We start from the raw sequence: 19,479 nt of genomic DNA on the forward strand, positions 1-19,479 counted from the left end.
TTAAATGATACCATTTTTCCCCTATCAAAAAAAGACAACAGAAAATTTCTTTTCTGCAGTCTTTTAAATTTAAAATTATTGTTCGTTTTTCATTGCAGCTAAAGCAGCAGTATTAATAATATTCCAAGGTTTATCAAATGATGGTTGGAAGAAAAAGTCTGCATAAGCTAAGTCTTCAATTGTCATTTTCGCTTTGATTGCTAATGAAATAGCATTAATGTTTGCTGTTAAATCAGCTTTTGACATCAATTGTGCACCTAAAATTTGAGTTGTTTCAGGATCATAGACAAGTTTGAACCAAGCTTTTTGCTTATCAGGATTAAAGTCCATTAAATAATCTTCAACAACCAATGCAGATTTAGTCTTTTTATTTAATTTCTTAGCCATTTCTTCGTTAATTCCAGTAGAAGCGAATTTATAATCAAAAACAGCTAAACCTGATGAACCTTGAATACCTGGGAAAGGTTTTACTGGACTTAATAAATTTTTCACCGCAAAACGGCCTTGTTTTCTGGCGTTGGTTGCTAAGGCAATATTAACTTCCGTTTCACCAGGATTGTATTTAATCAACGTCGCATCTCCTACTGCGAAAATATCAGGAGCACTTGTTTGCATGTATTCATCTGTTTTAATAAGACCATTTGGATGTAGCTCTAATGTGTCTTTCAACCAGCCAGTATTAGGACGAACACCGACTGCCACAACAACGAGATCAGCATCATATTCAGCTTTATCAGTTATAACTTTTTGAACTTGACCTTCCCCGGCATAGCTTTGTACAGTTTCATTTGTCACTACGTTGATATTGTTAGCTTCCATTTCCTCTGTCAAAACATCGGTAAACTCTTTATCTAAATAGACACCTAAAGGTCGATCTAAAATATCAATAACTGTGACTTTTTTACCAGCTTTAGCAAATGATTCAGCTGCTTCTATACCAATGTAGCCACTGCCGATTACAACTACATTATTCACTTCTGGATCAACTGTTTTTGCTTTTAATTTAATGGCCCATTTTCTACCACGCATCAAATAGATGTTTTCTAAGTCCTTACCTGGAACATTCAATTCGAACGGTACAGCTCCAGGACTAATGATAAGTTTATCGTAATCTTCTACACGTTCTTCTCCAGATAATAAATCCTTAACAACGACTTGATGATCTTCGGGTTTGATTGCAGTAATTTCTGTATTTGAGAAGACATTAACTCCTCTGCTTTCCATCTTTTCACCAGTCATATATCGAACGGAATTGACATCTTTGACTTTCCCTTCTAGATAAAGTTGCATACCACAGGATAGAAAAGAAATAAAATCACCTTTCTCATACCATTGGATTTCTGCATCAGGGTGTAAGTTTAATAATTCTTCAACTGCTTCATAGCCTCCGTGCGATGAACCTAAAACGATAACTTTCATTTCATGTACCTCCAATATTATTTATTATATAATAAAGAGTATCATATAAACACATGTAATAACAAGTGTTTTACCTTATCATTCTCAATTATTTATATTTAATTGAGAATGATAAGGTGGTTTCAATGTTGATAGTTATTACATAATGACTATTTATTTCCTTCACTCTGCTTTATTCTCATTTCTCAATACTAGTATGGGCATCATTTAGTTTACATAACAATATTATGATAAACTTATTTAATAGAATATAAAAAAACGGCTATAAACTGTTTTAAACGTTATAGTCGTTTTTTCAACTCAATTATTTAAAAATAATCACTTCTTTTTTTACTTCAACTGTAATTTTACCATTTTTAATAACATAATTTCTCTCGGGAATATCAATAATTGCGTCTGCTTTTACTTTCGTATCAAGCAAAACTAAGTCAGCATTGTTCCCAATTTGTATCCCATAATCCTTAAGAGCCAATGCTTTTGCAGGATTTTCTGTGATCATTGGCAAAACAGTTGGCAGATCATCTGCTCCACCCAGATGTCCTACAGGAATTGCTAGCATTGCGATTTGCATTAAATCACCATTTCCGTATGGCGTAAATGCATTACGAATGTTATTGGTCGCGAGACATACATTAACTCCTGCATCTCGAAGTTTTCTGATGGGTGTTACTGCTCTTCTGACATTGTATACGTCATCTCTAGCACCTAAATGTAAATCTGTTGCCGGTAAAGCCATAACATTGATTTGTGCTTCAGACATCAGTGCTAGGATTTCATTTAATCGCTTAGGTTCCAATGCGTGAAGGGCAGTTAAATGTCCCACTGAAACTCTCCCGTGATAATTTTCTGCGATCGTCTTTTTACATAAATATTCGATTGAAATGTCAGTTGCTTCATCGCTGAAATCTTGATGGAGATCAATGTCTTTATCATATTTTTTAGCAATTTCAAAAACTAAATCAATATGCTTATCTGCCGGTGCGTCATTATAAGGAATACCCCCTACAACGTCTGCCCCCATCTCCATTGCTTCATACATCATTCTTTCTGTGCCAGGTGCTTTAAAGATTCCTTCCTGCGGAAATGCAACGATTTGCATATCGATCAAATCTCGATACTCCTCTTTTAATTTCATGATCGTTTTAAAACCTGAGAACCCTTGAGCTGGATCGAATTCTGCGTGAGTTCTAACAGCTGTGACACCGTGAGCAATAATCATTTCCAACGCTTTTTTTGCCCTTTGGTAAATATCCTCTTCTGTGAAAGTTGGCTTTAACTCAGCTGTAACGCTAATTGCTTCTTGTAAAGTCCCTGATTTATTTGGTTTTCTGTCAGCGATTAAAGCCTTATCTAAATGAATATGACTTTCAACTAGACCAGGAATCAAAACACGCCCTTGTGCTTCGATTACGTTTACCGCGTTATCCGATAAATTCTCCGAAATAGCTATGATTTTACCATCTTTAATCCCCACATCTTGGAGCGCTTCTCCATCACGTAATCTTGCTTGCTTAATTAAAATATCCATTTGTCAACATCCTTTCAATTTAATCTATATAAAGAAACCAATCCCGATCAATATAACAGAAGCGATACTGATCCATTTCACATTTCCTTTTACAACCTCTAAAATTGGAATTTGGAAGCCAGAGGATAGAGCTTGCATCGTAATATTAACAAAACTCATTTGACTGCCTAATCCTACTCCAACCGCTACTAAACCAAGTTCGATAGAAGAAAATCCTAAAGACACGGCCACAGGCAGAACGAGTGTTAAAACGGAACCTACGTATGCGCCAGCAGGCACACCGATCAAGATTCCAGTTAAAATTGCCACAGGAACCATGATCAAAGTTGGTGCGGAACTAGCAATCCCTGCAATAACAGCAAAGGTTCCAGTTTGAGCAATGATATTAATAAACGCTAGAAAAATCCCTACTTGGAACAGTCGAGTTAAAATGTAGGTAGAACCATCCACCATTGCTTCTACTGACTGATTCAACGTGAAATCTGAACAAATAAAAATTAATGCTAGTGTCAAAACCATGTAAACTAATGGTGTCAATAATGGGAATCCAACAAGATCATTCACTACTGGACCAAAAATCACAGCGAAAAGTAAAAAAATCGCAGGTAACGTCAATTTAAATAAGGCTTTATTACTCATTGATGCATATTCATCATCACTATTTTCTTTAAAACCGATATTCCGACGTTTTGTTCCCCAAAAAGCTAAAATAATCGCTAAAGCACAAAAAACTAGCCAAATCGGACGCATATCCGAAACATATTTAGCAACACTAAAATCTCCTAATTTAGATACAATACTAGATTCTAACGAGGCTGGTGACGTCGTAAATGAAACTGCTGCAGCAAGTGACATCGCTGCAATCAACTCAGGGACTGCACCAACTGCTACAAATGCCAATGGGGCAATTACCATAGCGCTACCTCCACCGATACCAGACATATAAGTTGCTGCTGCTAACAATATAACGATAAATGCTGAAACATATTCTACTTTACCTTTTGTCCCCCGTTTTGCAAGTGTTAATGCTGCAGAGTAACCGCCTGATTTAAATACAGCCATTGCAACTGCCGAATTGATGATCGGTACAGTGATACCAAGCATCATTGGGATTGTTTCTAATAATTGTTTGTTGGCTTGCTCTAAACCAATTCCACCAATCACCATCGCTAAAACACCACCAACAAATCCCGCAATGATCATATCCACTTTCATAAATAATAAAACTAAAACTAAAATCAATGGAATGATTACTATTACTGCTTTTATTCCAGTAGGTGCAGTAATTGCATCGATTTCCTGTGCAAAAGCAGGCACAAAAGAAAAAAGAAATAGCATTGAAAGTAGCAGGCCACTCAAAAATCTTTTAGGTATTTTCATAATTTTTCCTCCAACTATGGTTAATTAACGCTTATTTATTTTAATTAAGTAATAATTGCTGGTTTACGATTGACTCACAATTATCCTGCAATCCTAAAGCGCCTTCAAAATGGTTGCTTCTTTAAATCTTAAATGCAATTAACTAAGTTATTTATTTTTATTTTATACAGAGATTAAATAACTTCATTATTTGCAGTTGATCTAGAATCTTTAATCGTTTTTCTACTTTGTTTTTCCTAGTAAAATCTCCTTCCTTCATCTTATAATACGTTTATTTGTAAAAAAAAGGAACAAGAATGCATCTCTAAATTATAGAAATGAAATTAAAAGGGAACGTTTGCATTTTAATGGTGAAAGTATTTAAAAAAATAGTTAAAACAAAATAAAATTTTCGCTTTGTTTTAACTATACCCTATTTATTATTTTCATTCCTCAAGAAGTTTAGATAAATCATAAGGTGTATTTTGATAAACTGCATAGTTTAACCAATTAGAAAATAATAACGATGCAGCCATATGCCATCGTAATTGTGGCAGCTCTTTTATGTTATCATTCGGATAGTAATTTTGAGGTAATTTTGGCTTTATGCCTTTTAATTGATCTCGCTCAAATTCTTTCTGTAAGGTCTCACGATCGTATTCTAAGTGTCCTGTTGCATAAAAAGCTCGATTATTTTTGTTTCCAATTAAAAAAAGACCGGCTTCTTTTGATTCGACTAAAACCTCTAACTCTTCAGTCTTATCTACATCACATCTTTTAACACCGGTATAGCGTGAATGAGGAGCAAAGAATGTATCATCAAATCCTTTTAGAATACTCCATGTTGGTGCCAACACATCATGAGCATATACACCTGTTAATTTTTGTTCTAGTAAATACTTATCAATATTATGATGGTAATAAAGACCGGCTTGCGCTCCCCAACAAATATGAAATGTTGAAAACACATGTGACTTACACCACTTAAAAATTTCCTGCAATTCTTCCCAGTAATCAACTTCTTCAAATGCTAGTTGCTCGATTGGTGCTCCTGTAATGATCAAACCATCATAAAACTTTTCTTTCACTTCTTGAAATTGATAATAAAAACGTTTCAAATGATCACTAGATGTATTTTTCGCCTCATGACTACTCATATACAAGAATTCAACATTGATTTGTAATGGTGTATTACTAAGTAACCTCAAAAGTTGGACTTCTGTTTCATCCTTTTTAGGCATCAAATTTAAGATTAAAATTTCTAACGGACGAATATCTTGATGCATAGCGCGATCTTCATCCATTACAAAAATTTTCTCTTTTTCTAATACTTTAATAGCGGGTAATTCTTTTGGAACACGAATCGGCATGCGTATATCCTCCCTTTCATTTTGTCTAATTTCATTTTACGATAAATAAGTAGAGAAAGGAAGATTCTTTCTTAGGAAAATCTAATTATTTTTTCAGAAATTTACTATTAGTATTTTTATCCAAAAAAACATGAGACAGGACACTTGCCCCACCTCATGTTTTTCACTTATAGAACGTTAACACATTAATTCATTACTTTATTCTTCTTCTTTTTTAGTTTTACGTTTGAAGGTGAAGAAAGCAAAAGCTCCCAGTAGTAAAGCACCTAACATTCCCCAATTACTAACAATTTCACCGTTATTAGGAAGGTTTTTGTTTGAACTACTTAGGTTTTTCAAACCAGAGCTGCCATTGTTACCTAAGTTACCGCTATTACCAGTTCCATTGCTATTACCCCCATTTCCGTCGCCTGGGTCAGCTGGAAGCTTGAAGTTAGCTGGTTCGCTTTGATTACCATCGCTATCTTTTGCAATTGCTGAAACTAGTTCTTTTGGTTCAGCAAAACCTATAGGGATTTCGATAACAAATCCACCATTTTCGCTTGCTGTGGCAGCACCTAGCACTTCTCCTACTACATTATGAAGTTCTACACTGTTTCCTGGTGTTGCAATCCCTTTGATCGTATAACCTGTGGTTGAGCTACCAGTCACACTGTTGATTATCGGCGTTGCAACAAAAACCGTTGGATCAGCTGGCGTCTTAAATGGAGTGGCTGTACTAACATCTCCAATACTATTTTCAGCAGTTGCCGTCAATCCTTCATTCTCAGTTGCTGAACCTACAGGTAAAGCAATCGCGAATTCACCATCTAATGCAAGTTGTCCGACATTTAAATCTGCTACGCCTGAACCAATAATTCTTCCTGCAGCGTTACGAATTTTAACTTTATTACCTGCTGTAGCTTTACCAGTTACAATATAACCAGTTTTTGACGTTCCAGTTACATTGTTAATGATTGGTGCTTCAACATTTGAAGACGGATCTGCTGGGATTGTGAATAGTGTTGGTAAACTTGAGTTAAGTGCGTTATCTATCGCTACTGCATTTAATTGTTGCAGTTGCTCTACTTCTTGAGCATCTAATGAAATAGAGAATACACCATTGCTATCAACCTCTCCAGCGCCTACCTCAGTTCCGCTTAACGTTCTTAGTGATACTGAATTGTTTGCTGTTGCTGTCCCTTTCACTGTGTAGCCAGTTTGAGAATCACCCAGTACACTTGTGATAACTGGTGCAGCTACCACTACTGGGTCAGCTGGTGTAACAAAAGGAGTTGCCGGGCTTTGATTCCCAGCACCGTCAGAATCGATTGCTCTCAATTGTTCAAGTTGACTAGCTGATCCTGATGGAATCACTACAGAGTAATTACCGCTGCCATCTACTTGAGCAGAACCAATCACTGTGCCATTTAATTTTTTAATTGAAACTGTATCGCCTGCAACTGCAGTACCAACTACCGTATAGCCTGTAGCAGAAGTTCCAGTTACGCTAGTAACAACAGGTGCTTGAATCGTTAATGGATCTGACGGTGTTGTAAAGACTGTTCCAGGACTTGTGTTTCCGTCTGCATCTTTGGCTGTTGCAGTTAATTGTTCATTCGGTGTTGCTGATCCAGCTGGAATCGTAACTGTGTAATTCCCACTACCATCTGCTACACCAGTTCCAATCACTGTTCCACCTGTATTTTTGACTTCTACAGTACTTCCTACTGGTGCTGTACCTGTTACTGTATAGCCTGTTGTTGAGGTACCTGTTACATTATCTACAGTTGGTGCTTGAACAATTACTGGATCTGCCGGTGTTGTAAATGGTGTTGCCGAACTTTGATTATTATCTCCATCTACAGCTACAGCAGAGAGTTGTTGAAGCGGTAGTGCTGATCCTACTGGAATTGTAATTGTGTAATTCCCACTACCATTTACTACAGCTGTTCCAATTATCGTGCCACCTGTATTTTTCACATCAACTCTGTTACCTGCTGTTGCAGTTCCGTTTATCGTATAACCAGTTGTTGATGTACCTGTTACAGTATCAACTGTTGGCGCACTAACGACTACTGGGTCTGCTGGTGTTGTGAATGGTGTTGCTGGACTTTGATTGCCGTTTGCATCTTTAGCTACTGCAGATAATTGTTGATTTGGAGTAGCCGCTCCAGTCGGGATTACAACAGTGTAGTTACCACTTGGATCTGCAATCGTAGTTCCAATCACTGTTCCACCAGTGTTTTTAACTTCAACAGTATTTCCTGCTGTTGCCGTACCGGTCACAGTATAACCTGTTGCTCCAGTTCCGGTTACACTATCAACTGTTGGTGCCGTGACTACTACCGGATCTGCTGGTGTTGTAAATGCTGTAGCTGGACTTTGGTTGCCGTCAGCGTCTTTTGCTACTGCAGATAATTGTTGGCTTGGCGTTGCTAAACCAATTGGGATCACAACGGTATAGTTACCACTTGGATCTGCAATTGCGGTTCCGATAATTGTACCGCCTGTATTTTTGATTTCTACAGTATTTCCTGCCGTTGCACTACCTGTTACTGTATAGCCTGTTGCTCCAGTTCCAGTTACGTTTTCAACTGTTGGTGCACTAACTGACACTGGATCCGCTGGTGTTGTGAATGTTGTCCCAGGACTGGTATTACCATCTGCATCTTTGGCTGTTGCAGTTAACTGTTCGCTTGATGATGCTGATCCAGCTGGAATCGTCACTGTGTAATTTCCACTACCATCGGCCACACCTGTTCCAATTACAGTACCACCTGTATTTTTGATTTCTACAGTACTTCCTGCTGGCGCTGTACCTGTCACTGTATAGCCTGATGTTGATGTACCTGTTACATTGTCTACAGTTGGCGCTTGAACAATTACTGGATCTGCTGGTGTTGTAAATGGTGTTGCTGGACTTTGGTTGCCATCAGGATCTTTTGCTACTGCAGATAATTGTTGGCTTGGCGTTGCAGATCCGATTGGGATTGCAACTGAATAGTTGCCACTTGGGTCTGCTACTGCTGTTCCAATAATCGTGCCGCCTGTATTTTTGACTTCAACTGTATTACCCGCTGTCGCCGTACCCGTTACTGTATAGCCAGTCGCGGATGTACCAGTCACATTATCAACTGTTGGTGCTGTAACAACTACTGGATCTGCTGGTGTTGTGAACGGCGTTGCTGGACTTTGATTGCCATCCGCATCTTTAGCCGTTGCCGACAATTGTTGGTTTGGCGTTGCTAATCCAGCTGGAATCGTCACTGTATAGTTTCCACTCGGATCTGCAATCGTAGTTCCAATCACTGTGCCACCTGTATTTTTAATTTCAACTGTACTCCCTACTGGTGCTGTACCTGTCGCTGTATAGCCGGTCGCGGATGTACCAGTCACATTATCAACTGTTGGTGCTGTAACAACTACTGGATCTGTAGGTGTTGTGAAAGATGTTCCAGGACTGGTATTACCATCAGCGTCTTTAGCTGTTGCAGTTAATTGTTCATTTGGTGTAGCTGAACCAGCTGGAATTGTCACTGTGTAATTTCCACTGCCATCTGCTACACCTGTTCCAATCACTGTTCCACCTGTATTCTTAACTTCAACAGTGCTTCCTGCTGGTGCTGTACCTGTCACTGTATACCCTGTTGTTGAGGTTCCAGTTACACTATCGACAGTCGGTGCTTGAACCACTACTTGATCTGCCGGTGTTGTAAATGGTGTTGCTGAACTTTGGTTGCCATCAGGATCTTTGGCTACTGCAGATAATTGTTGGCTTGGCGTTGCTAATCCAGCTGGAATCGTCACTGTATAGTTTCCACTGGAATCTGTGATTGCGGTTCCAATCACTGTTCCACCTGTGTTTTTGATTTCAACTGTATTTCCTGCTGTGGCTGTACCCGTTACGGTATAGCCTGTTGTCGATGTACCAGTCACGTTGGTCACAGTTGGTGCTGTAACGACTACTGGATCTGCTGGTGTTGTGAACGGCGTTGCTGGACTTTGATTTCCATCAGCATCTTTAGCTGTTGCCGACAATTGTTGATTTGGCGTTGCTGAGCCAACTGGAATCGTAACTGTATAGTTCCCACTTGGATCTGCGATTGCTGTTCCAATCACTGTTCCACCTGTGTTTTTAACTTCAACTGTATTGCCCGCTGTTGCCGTACCCATTACCGTGTAACCTGTTGCTCCTGTCCCTGTTACACTATTAACTGTTGGCGCTGTAACGACTACTGGATCTGCTGGTGTCGTAAACGATGTTGCTGGACTTTGATTACCGTTTGCATCTTTGGACACTGCAGATAATTGTTGGCTTGGCGTTGCCAAACCAGCTGGAATTGTAACTGTATAGTTGCCGCTTGGATCTGCGATTGCTGTTCCAATCACTGTTCCACCTGTGTTTTTGATTTCAACTGTATTTCCTGCTGTTGCTGTACCCGTTACGGTATAACCTGTTGCCCCAGTTCCTGTTACATTATCAACTGTTGGCGCTGTAACGACTACTGGATCTGCTGGTGTCGTAAACGATGTTGCCGGACTCTGATTGCCATCCGCATCTTTAGACACTGCAGATAGTTGTTCATTTGGCGTTGCAGTTCCAGCTGGAATTGTAACAGTATAGTTGCCGCTTGGATCAACAACAGCCGTTCCGATCACTGTCCCACCTGTGTTTTTAATCTCAACAGTATTTCCTGCTGTTGCTGTACCTGTTACGGTATAGCCCGTTGTTGAGGTACCAGATACATTGTCAACCGTTGGTGCGCCAATAACCACTGGATCTGCCGGTGTTGTAAACGGTGTAGGTGTACTTTCGTTTACCCCGATTTTTGCCACGGCAGTCAATGATTCATTAGCAGTCGTCAAACCTTGCGGAATCACAATGGTAAAGTTACCACTACCATCAGCAATTCCACTACCAATTGTGGTTCCACCAGTATTACGAATTTCCACTGTGTTTCCTGCTGTTGCTGTACCGGTTACAGTGTGTCCTATTGCTGAAGTTCCAGTTGTGTTTGTTACGACTGGCGCTGCAACGACTATTGGATCTGCTGGTGTAACAAACGATGTCGGAGTACTTTCGTCTGATCCTGATTTCGCAATCGCAGTTAATGGTTCGCTAGCTGTTGCTTGGCCCTGTGGAATAGTAATATTAAAATTTCCTGTTCCATCCACAGTCCCTGTTCCAATGACGGTTCCGCCAGCATTACGAATATCAATAGTATTTCCTGCTGTTGCTGTACCCGTTACTGTATAACCTGTTGTTGAAGTTCCAGTTGTATTCGTTACGACTGGTGGTGCAACGACTATCGCATCTGTTGGTGTTGTAAACGCTGTCGGCGTACTCTCATCTACACCAGATTTAGCGATCGCAGTTAAATTTTCATTTGCAGTTGCTTGCCCTTGTGGAATCGAGATACTAAAATTACCACTACCATCAACGGTTCCAGTTCCAATAACAGCCCCTCCACTATTACGAATATCAACTGTGTTTCCTGCTGTTGCTGTACCCGTTACTGTATAACCTGTTGTTGAAGTTCCAGTTGTATTCGTTACGACTGGTGGTGCTACAACTACCGCATCTGCGGGTGTCGTAAATGCTGTTGGCGTACTATCAATACCCCCATTGGATGCTGTAGCTGTCAACGCTTCATTTGCAGTTGCAGAGCCTTGTGGAATACTGATTTCAAAATTCCCACCAGTTGCTGGTCCTGATGCAATCGTTGTTCCACTAGCATTTTTAATCGTAATCGTATCACCTGCTGTCGCTGTCCCAAATACAGTGTATCCCGTTGCAGAAGTTCCAGTTGTATTCGTTACGACTGGTGGTGCTACAATAACTGCACTTCCAGCGTAATAAATATCAGAAACTCCATTAGCAGTATTGATCAAACTTACATCAATTGCATCTGCTTTTACAACTGTACCAACAAATCTAGCATCTAGATTTTGCGATAAGTTTGTTGGGCTAACGATTGTTGTCGGAATATTAATTGTTGTAGACCCTAATACTGAAGCGTCAGCCAATTGATTGACACCTGCACCGCCTAGATCAACAAGAGGAAGCGCTAAATTAATGGCAGTGTCTACTGTTCCTTTGACCGGAAGTAAAGCTGTATTAATTGCAGCTGCAACAATATTACTTGCGATTCCGCTACCAGTTGCATTTAATGCGTCTACCGCTGCTTTTAAATCTTGCAACAAAGTTGAAACATTTTGTGCTAAGACTAATCCTAATCCATCATCTATATTAGCCTGAATATACTTACCATCAGGGGAAAGAACTGCAGTAGAATTGAATTCAGCGCTACCAAAATTTTCAAGATTGTTTAAAGCATCAATTTTTTGATTAACTTCCGTTAAATTTAGTGTAACCCCAGTTAAACTTCCTAAGGAGCCCCCGACAATATTAGTTAACAAATCAGATAAGTTGTTAACTGCATTTAATGTACCAGTAAGAAATGTTAAATCTCCAACCGTTAGTGTAATATTTGTATTGATTTGTGCCTCTCCGTTTGTAGATACGCGCCCATTTAATTCGTTTGGAATAGTTAAAACTGCTTGCTTTGTTCCGCTTGTGATAACAGACCCACCAACTAGCTCACTTCCAGAAATTGAAAAATTGACATTTTTTGAAGCTCCGTCTGCAGCTAAACGATTTGCAGTAGTTGTTCCACTGTCATTGGAACTAGTTATATTAGATAAAATTTCTGCATCTAATATAGCAGCGGAAGCAATAATTCCTCCTGGTAAGTAAAATGATAGGGGAACAGTCAATGGTGCAATAACTAGACTACTTGTTAACACTAATGATAATGCACGATATTTATTCTGTTTCTTCGACTTACTAGTGCTTTTCTTTTTTTTCTTATCATCTTTCATGATTATCCTCCTCTTGCAATCAAACTGATACCACACAACGAACAACTTAGAAGCTCGCAAAAACTAAATAGACACTCTCCTTTCTTAAAACGTGAGCAACATAAAATTAATTAAGCTTCTACCTATGGATTTTATAACCTTTATAATATTTTTGGAAATAATACGAATCGAAAATACTCATTATTTTTTAAAAATATAAAAACACCAATCAATTTTTTTAAGAAAAAAAGCACTAAAAACCATTTAAAACAGCATTTAAAACTAAATTTCATAATAAGTATTTTTAAATAAAAATGAGAATATTTACATTACACATATTATTTAAATAATACTCAAAACATAACAACAGATTAAGTAAGCGTTATCATTTTTTTTGTTAATTCACTTCCTTAAATAGGCTTTCGAAAGCAAATAAAAAAACAAAGCAATCTGATTGCTTTGTTTTATATATATATCTTTTCAGTTCATTCTTATTGACTCAATTTTATTTTAACACTTTTTTCGATTATTGGCTCACTAACTTTTTTATTCCAAAAATCAATTAATGGTCCTGTGAAAAACGCGTTGATTACAGTACCAATACCAACTGGTCCACCAAAAATAAAAGCTAAAATCACAAAAAAGACATCTTGTATTACTCTTACCGTACGATATTGAGCTTTAGTATGTTCAACAATGATCGGAGCGATGGCATCATATGGAGCGTTTCCTAATTTAGCCGACATATAAAAGGAGGCACCGAAAGTAAAGATGACTACACCTAGAATAAGTAGAACAGCTTGAGAAAACAGATTGATTTTGATTGTGAAAAATGTGGTATAGATCCACGTATAAAAATCAATAAAGAAACCTGTAAGAACCATATTGATCACCGTTCCAATCCCGATGTACTTTCTTCCAAAAATAAAGACTAATCCTAAGATAATAATATTGATAATCAGCTGATATACCCCTAATGAAAGGCCTAAGACACCACCAATACCAATATTTGCTGCCGTATAAGGATCCAATCCTACTTGACCTATTCGTAATGTTGCAGCACCAAAAGCTAAAATTGCTACTCCAATTAAGGCATATAAGGAACGAATCATCAATTCTTTTATATTTCTATTCTTCATTTTCTAACCCCTCATCTAATCTAACGTATTAAGCATCTCAAAAAAATGCAAAAAAGGCAAAAAATTACACTTTTTACGCTAAAAAACTAGAGCTGAATTTACACTCAACTCTAGTTTGTATTCATTATTTTTTGGCGATGTCTTTCAATGCAGCTTGTGCTAATAAGTTTAAGTAGTTCCAAGGGCGATCAAAATGTGGTTGGAAGAAGAAATCCGATAACGCAAGATCTTCAACGGTCATTTCATTTTGAACAGCCAATGATAAAGTATTAGCAGATTGAGTAATGTCATATTTAGACATCAATTGTCCACCAACGATACGATTAGTTCCTTTTTCGTAGACTAATTCCATCATAACATTTTCAGTCGTTGGCATGAATTCCGGACGATAATTGTCTTCAAAATTGGTTGCAGCCACATCTAAGTTGTTCATTTTTGCACTTTCTAATGTTACACCTGTTGATCCAATTTTCCACCCAAATAGATAAAGCCCAGAAGTTCCTTGTGTTCCGCGATAGGCTAATTTTGGTTCCGATAAATTATAACCAACTAGCATTCCTTGTCGAACTGCATTTGTTGCTAATGGAATATAATTTGTTGTATTGCTTGGATTATAGTGTACAACCGCACTATCTCCAGCAGCAAGAATATCAGGGATACTTGATCTCATAAACTTATCTACTACTATAGCCCCATTTGGAAGCATATCAACCTTATCTTTGAGTAGAGTAGTATTCGGACTGAAACCAACGCACATGATTACCATGTCTGCTTCGAATTCTTGGCTAGGAGTAATTACTTTATTCACATGTCCGCTTGAGTCAGCTTGGAATTCTTGTACGTTTTCACCTAAAGCTAGCGTCACTCCGCGATCTACAAGTTCTTTTTCTAAAACATCCGTGAATGGTTTATCTAAATATTTATTTAAAATACGGTCTAACCCATCGATCAACGTAACTTCTTTACCAGATTCCACGAAGGCTTCTACTAACTCGATACCAATGTATCCTCCACCTACAACTACGACTTTTTTCGCATCTTTAGCACGTTCAATGATTACATTAGCTTGATTAAAGTTTTTACATAATAAAATGTTTTCAGCTTCGATTCCTTTAATTGGAGGAACGATTGGCCAAGAACCCGTGGTCATCACTAATTTATCATATGAAACGGTTTCTTCAATACCTGTGTGTAAATCTTTTGCAGTAACTGTTTTATGATCAACATCGATTGTTTCGACTTCATGTTCCATTTTAACTGTAGCACCTAGAGACGCTAGTTCTTCAGGACTTGAATAGAATAAACTGTCAGCCTCCTTCACTACTCCTCCAACGTATAAAGCAATACCGCAAGATAGAAACGATACATTATCATTTCGTTCATAAACGGTTACCTCCGCGTTTGGGTGATTTGTTAAAATACTTTTGACTGCAGCTGTTCCTGCATGCGTACATCCTACGACTACGACTTTCATTTTGTAAATCCCTTCTTTCAAGTTAAATTTTTCACCAATAAATCGATTATGAATCTATTGGTATACTAAAAATATAACAAAGTAGAAAGGCATATTCGAGTTCTTTGCTTGTGAACTATAAACTTATTTTTTCACAAACTTTTCCATTTTTAACCTTTTTTTCATCTGATCATCTTTCAAAAAGAATCAAAACACTGTTTTTAAAGCAAAAAAAACTGAGAAACGTTAATTTCTCAGCTTGTGAAAATAAATTGCTATTCATTTACTGCAGCAATAATTTCTATTTCAATAAGAACATCTTTAGGTAAACGGGCTACTTCTACAGCCGAACGAGCTGGCAATTGATTCGTAAATGCTCTTGCATAAACTTCATTAAAAGTTGAAAAATCATTCATATTCTTTAAAAAGCAAGTTGTTTTGACAACATGATCAAAATCACTTCCAACTTCTTCTAAAATCGCTGCAATATTTTTAAGAACTTGTTCTGCTTGTTCTTCTATTGTAGTACCGACAACTTCTCCAGTTTCAGGACATAAAGGAACTTGACCTGAAGCAAATAATAAACCATTAACAATGTTCCCTTGTACATATGGTCCAATCGCTTTTGGCGCTTTATCTGTTTGGATTGATTTCATTTTATCCCTCATTTCACTCTTTTTTTGATTTTTGACAATCCGGACACAAACCATATAATTCTAATCTATGTTCATTAATTTCGAAGCCAGTCAATTTACTTGCCGCCATCTCTACATCCTCTAGCCCTGGATAATGGAAATCAACGATTTTACCACAATTTTGACAGATAGCATGATAATGTTTTTTTGAACTGAAATCAAAACGACTAGATGCGTCGCCATAATTCATCTCTTGAACAAAACCAATGTCAGTAAACAAACGTAAATTGTTATAAACAGTCGCAACACTCATATTTGGAAAACGATCTTCTAATGAACGATAAATTTCATCTGCTGTTGGATGGCTATGATTCTCAATTAGATATTCTAAAATCGCATATCTTTGAGGAGTAATACGAATATTGGCTTCTTTTAATTCTTCAAGTGCATTTTTTACCAATATATTGTCCATTTGGTTCCCCTCCCAGTCTTCTTTCTTAAATGATACTATTTCTAATCTATCTTGACAAGAATAATTGTATAAATAGCGTAGGAAATATCGGGTTTATCTCAATTTTCTGCAATCATTCAAACTATTACATACTTTTTGGTCAATTAGTGTACTAAAAAAGGAAGTCGCAAATCCGCGCTTCCTTTTTTAGTGATGAATTATTCAGAAAAATTATAGAGGGCTGTAGAAAGGTATCTCTCACCGTTATCAGGAATAACAGTTAATACTTTTTTCCCAGCACCCAGCTCTTTAGCTACTTGAATAGCAGCATCTACTGCTGCACCTGCAGATATCCCTACCAATAAGCCCTCTTTTACAGCTAATTGTCGAGCCGTTTCCATTGCATCTTCACTAGGTACTGCAATGACTTTCCCATATACTTCAGTATCTAAAACCTTTGGAATAAAACCAGCACCGATTCCTTGGATTTTATGAGGTCCTGGGGTTCCACCTTCTAAAACTGGTGATTCGGTTGGTTCAACGGCAACGATTGAAATTTTCGGATAAACTCTTTTTAATTCTTTACCAACACCGGTTATTGTTCCGCCAGTTCCAACTCCAGCAATAAAAGCATCCAACCCAGCTGGACCAAAAACATCTTGAATTTCTTTTCCAGTAGTTTTTTCATGTACTTCAGGATTAGCAGGATTATCAAACTGCATAGGCATAAAGTAACCGTCTTTTTCTGATAGTTCTGAAGCTTTGGCAATTGCACCTTTCATTCCATCAGTCCCTGGCGTTAATAACAATTCAGCACCATATGCTTGCATTAGTTTTCGGCGTTCAATACTCATTGTATCCGGCATGACTATAATAACCTTGTAGCCTTTTGCAGCACCAACCATTGCTAAACCAATCCCGGTATTTCCGCTCGTTGGTTCAACAATCGTATCACCAGCTTTAAGTTGTCCATTTTTTTCAGCTTTTTCAATCATACTTAACGCGATTCGATCTTTAACGCTTCCGCCTGGATTGAAAAATTCAAGTTTTACAAAAACATCAGCTGCTCCATCCGGCACAATACGACCTAGTTTCACAATTGGTGTCTTACCTATCAATTCGGTAACTGAATTAAAAATTTGAGTCATGATCCATTCCTCCATTTTAGTATTCGTATAAGTAAAAACTTTCTTGTAATTATAATAGCTTATATCAACTTATCTGGCTATCATTTTGCTATTGTTAATCAATTGATACGCACTCTTTAAACAAATTTAACAAAAATACTGTATAGTAGAGAAGACTATAAAATTCAGAAAAAATAGGAGTTAATTTATTGATGAAAATTATAAATATTAGTCCGCGCGGCTATTGTTATGGTGTTGTTGATGCAATGGTCATCGCCAGAAATGCATCTTTAGATGAGAATTTACCACGTCCCATCTACATTTTGGGAATGATCGTTCATAATAAACATGTCACAGATGCATTTGAAAGCATCGGAATCCACACTTTATATGGAGAAAATCGAGAAGAAATTTTAGCTCAAGTAGATCACGGAACTGTTATTTTTACAGCACACGGAACTTCACCAAAAGTGAAAAAATTAGCGATTGAAAAAGGGTTAACTGTTATCGATGCAACTTGTCCTGACGTGACGATTACACACGAACTGATTGCAGAAAAAGTAACGGACGGCTTTGAAATTATTTATATCGGCAAAAAAAATCATCCTGAACCAGAAGGAGCACAAGGTGTTTCACCAGAACATGTCCATTTAGTTGCAAATCAGGCTGATATCGACAGTCTATCGTTAAGCACTGATAAAATTTTCGTAACCAACCAAACAACCATGAGCCAATGGGATGTAAGCGATCTAATGGATTCAATTCAGGAAAAATATCCTCAAGTTCTCATTCATAAAGACATCTGCAAGGCTACTCAAGTTCGCCAAGAAGCAGTTGTAAATCAAGCACAAGGATGCGATTTAACAATTGTTGTAGGTGATCCCAAAAGTAATAATAGTAATCGTTTAGCACAGGTTTCTATTGAGCAAGCAGGTGTTCCTGCTCATCGGATTTCTGATGTTTCACAAATTGATCCTAATTGGCTGGTGGACGTTGAACAAGTAGCAGTAACGGCTGGCGCCTCTACTCCAACTCAAATTGTTCGTGAAGTTATCGACTATTTACAACAGTTTGACCTAAATGATCCAGTAACGCATACAAGAGATTCAACAACAACATCTGAAGCAATTCTGCCTAGACCTAGAATTAAAGATCTAACTAAAAATCGTAACAGACGATTAGAAGAATTACGTTTAGGGAAAAGATAAAAATAAAGCTATCAACAACTGTCACTAGAATGACTGTTTGTTGATAGCTTTTTCTTATGCAATTTGTAGTACTTGACCTACTGTAATCAATTCAGCTGTTATGCCGTTTGAAGCCATAAGCTGATCAACTGAAATTCCGAATTTTTCAGAAATCCCCCAAAGTGTATCTCCTGATGCTACGGTGTATGTTGATACAGTATTCGTAGCGCTACTTTGTCCAATCGTTGATTGAGTTGAGGCTGCATTATCACTTGTTACTGTTGACTGAGTAATTCCACTGTCATAGGCAGTTAAACCGTATGCTTCAATCAACCAATTTAATTTACTTGCGTAATTAGGATCTGTCGCATAGCGCCCAGCTAAGGCTGCCGTAGCATCCATATAACTAGATGTATTGCTTTTCCAAACTCCTGAGTAATGATAGTTGCCGCTTGAAGCTAAAGTCGTTTTAAGAACATTAGCATGATCTTGAAACGATTCTGCGTATGAAGGGTAGCTTCTAAAAGGTTCTGTGACCGTTACCCATTCACCATTCAGGTATTCTGAAGTAGGCATGTATACACTTTGTCCACCATAGCTTCCTTTTACTCCAAATAAGTTATAATTAGGCGCTGCCGCTAAACCTGAAGTCCCATAACTACTCTCTAATAATGCTTGTGCGATCATGACAGACGCATATAAATCATTAACGTCCGCTACTGAAGCAGCTGAATATCCAATTGAATCAATAAATGCTTGTTGTGAAATTGCTCCTTGTGTTTCCACTTCTGTCGCTTGAACACCTAGAGGTAATAAATTCCCTGCGATTGGAAGAAATACTAATGAAGTTCCTATCACAGATGCAACCCTTTTACGGTTTTTTTTAAGATTTTGTTGCTGGTGCCTACTACTTCTTGTTTTAATCTCGTCCATTCATTTGTTCCTCCTCAATAGAACATCATAAGCTT

Annotated in this window: 12 protein-coding genes; 1 reads left to right on the top strand and 11 read right to left on the bottom strand. The window is 37.7% G+C overall.

The window, feature by feature from the left end; genetic code table 11:
• Positions 1-75: 75 nt before the first annotated feature.
• From IGJ02_RS08275 to cysK, 10 genes are all read right to left on the bottom strand, one after another.
• Positions 76-1,419 (bottom strand): FAD-dependent oxidoreductase, encoded by a 1,344-nt coding sequence (locus tag IGJ02_RS08275; protein ID WP_010761373.1) that lies wholly within the window; start codon positions 1,417-1,419, stop codon positions 76-78.
• Positions 1,420-1,723: 304 nt separating this feature from the next.
• A complete protein-coding gene (locus IGJ02_RS08280; RefSeq protein ID WP_430601689.1) occupies positions 1,724-2,947 on the bottom strand; it encodes an amidohydrolase family protein in 1,224 nt (407 codons plus the stop codon).
• A 24-nt stretch (positions 2,948-2,971) separates the two neighbouring features.
• Positions 2,972-4,327 (bottom strand): hypothetical protein, encoded by a 1,356-nt coding sequence (locus IGJ02_RS08285; protein WP_010761375.1) that lies wholly within the window; start codon positions 4,325-4,327, stop codon positions 2,972-2,974.
• A 425-nt stretch (positions 4,328-4,752) separates the two neighbouring features.
• Positions 4,753-5,676 (bottom strand): homoserine O-acetyltransferase MetA, encoded by a 924-nt coding sequence (gene metA / locus IGJ02_RS08290; RefSeq protein ID WP_430601690.1) that lies wholly within the window; start codon positions 5,674-5,676, stop codon positions 4,753-4,755.
• A gap of 198 nt (positions 5,677-5,874) precedes the next feature.
• Positions 5,875-12,540 (bottom strand): Ig-like domain-containing protein, encoded by a 6,666-nt coding sequence (locus IGJ02_RS08295; RefSeq protein ID WP_430601691.1) that lies wholly within the window; start codon positions 12,538-12,540, stop codon positions 5,875-5,877.
• Positions 12,541-13,010: 470 nt separating this feature from the next.
• The gene (locus tag IGJ02_RS08300; protein ID WP_430601692.1) at positions 13,011-13,658 is read right to left on the bottom strand and encodes a YczE/YyaS/YitT family protein; all 648 of its coding nucleotides are present in this window, start codon (positions 13,656-13,658) and stop codon (positions 13,011-13,013) included.
• A gap of 124 nt (positions 13,659-13,782) precedes the next feature.
• Positions 13,783-15,132 (bottom strand): NADH oxidase, encoded by a 1,350-nt coding sequence (locus tag IGJ02_RS08305; protein ID WP_430601693.1) that lies wholly within the window; start codon positions 15,130-15,132, stop codon positions 13,783-13,785.
• Between the two features lie 254 nt (positions 15,133-15,386).
• Positions 15,387-15,767, bottom strand: a complete 381-nt coding sequence (locus tag IGJ02_RS08310; RefSeq protein ID WP_010761380.1) for a RidA family protein — start codon at positions 15,765-15,767, stop codon at positions 15,387-15,389.
• Positions 15,768-15,780: 13 nt separating this feature from the next.
• On the bottom strand, positions 15,781-16,218 hold the full coding sequence (perR, locus tag IGJ02_RS08315; protein WP_010761381.1) for a peroxide-responsive transcriptional repressor PerR: 438 nt from the start codon (positions 16,216-16,218) through the stop codon (positions 15,781-15,783).
• A gap of 197 nt (positions 16,219-16,415) precedes the next feature.
• Positions 16,416-17,345 (bottom strand): cysteine synthase A, encoded by a 930-nt coding sequence (cysK, locus tag IGJ02_RS08320; protein WP_010761382.1) that lies wholly within the window; start codon positions 17,343-17,345, stop codon positions 16,416-16,418.
• A 191-nt stretch (positions 17,346-17,536) separates the two neighbouring features.
• On the opposite strand from cysK, the gene IGJ02_RS08325 reads away from it, so the two are divergent.
• Positions 17,537-18,532: a 4-hydroxy-3-methylbut-2-enyl diphosphate reductase gene (locus IGJ02_RS08325; protein ID WP_010761383.1), complete on the top strand. Its 996-nt coding sequence runs from the start codon at positions 17,537-17,539 to the stop codon at positions 18,530-18,532.
• Between the two features lie 54 nt (positions 18,533-18,586).
• Here IGJ02_RS08325 and IGJ02_RS08330 read toward each other — a convergent pair whose 3' ends face one another.
• On the bottom strand, positions 18,587-19,444 hold the full coding sequence (locus IGJ02_RS08330; RefSeq protein ID WP_010761384.1) for a glucosaminidase domain-containing protein: 858 nt from the start codon (positions 19,442-19,444) through the stop codon (positions 18,587-18,589).
• Positions 19,445-19,479 lie beyond the last annotated feature (35 nt).

The organism is Enterococcus sp. DIV0724b, assembly GCF_050531475.1.
Taxonomy (GTDB): Bacteria; Bacillota; Bacilli; order Lactobacillales; family Enterococcaceae; genus Enterococcus_L; species Enterococcus_L haemoperoxidus.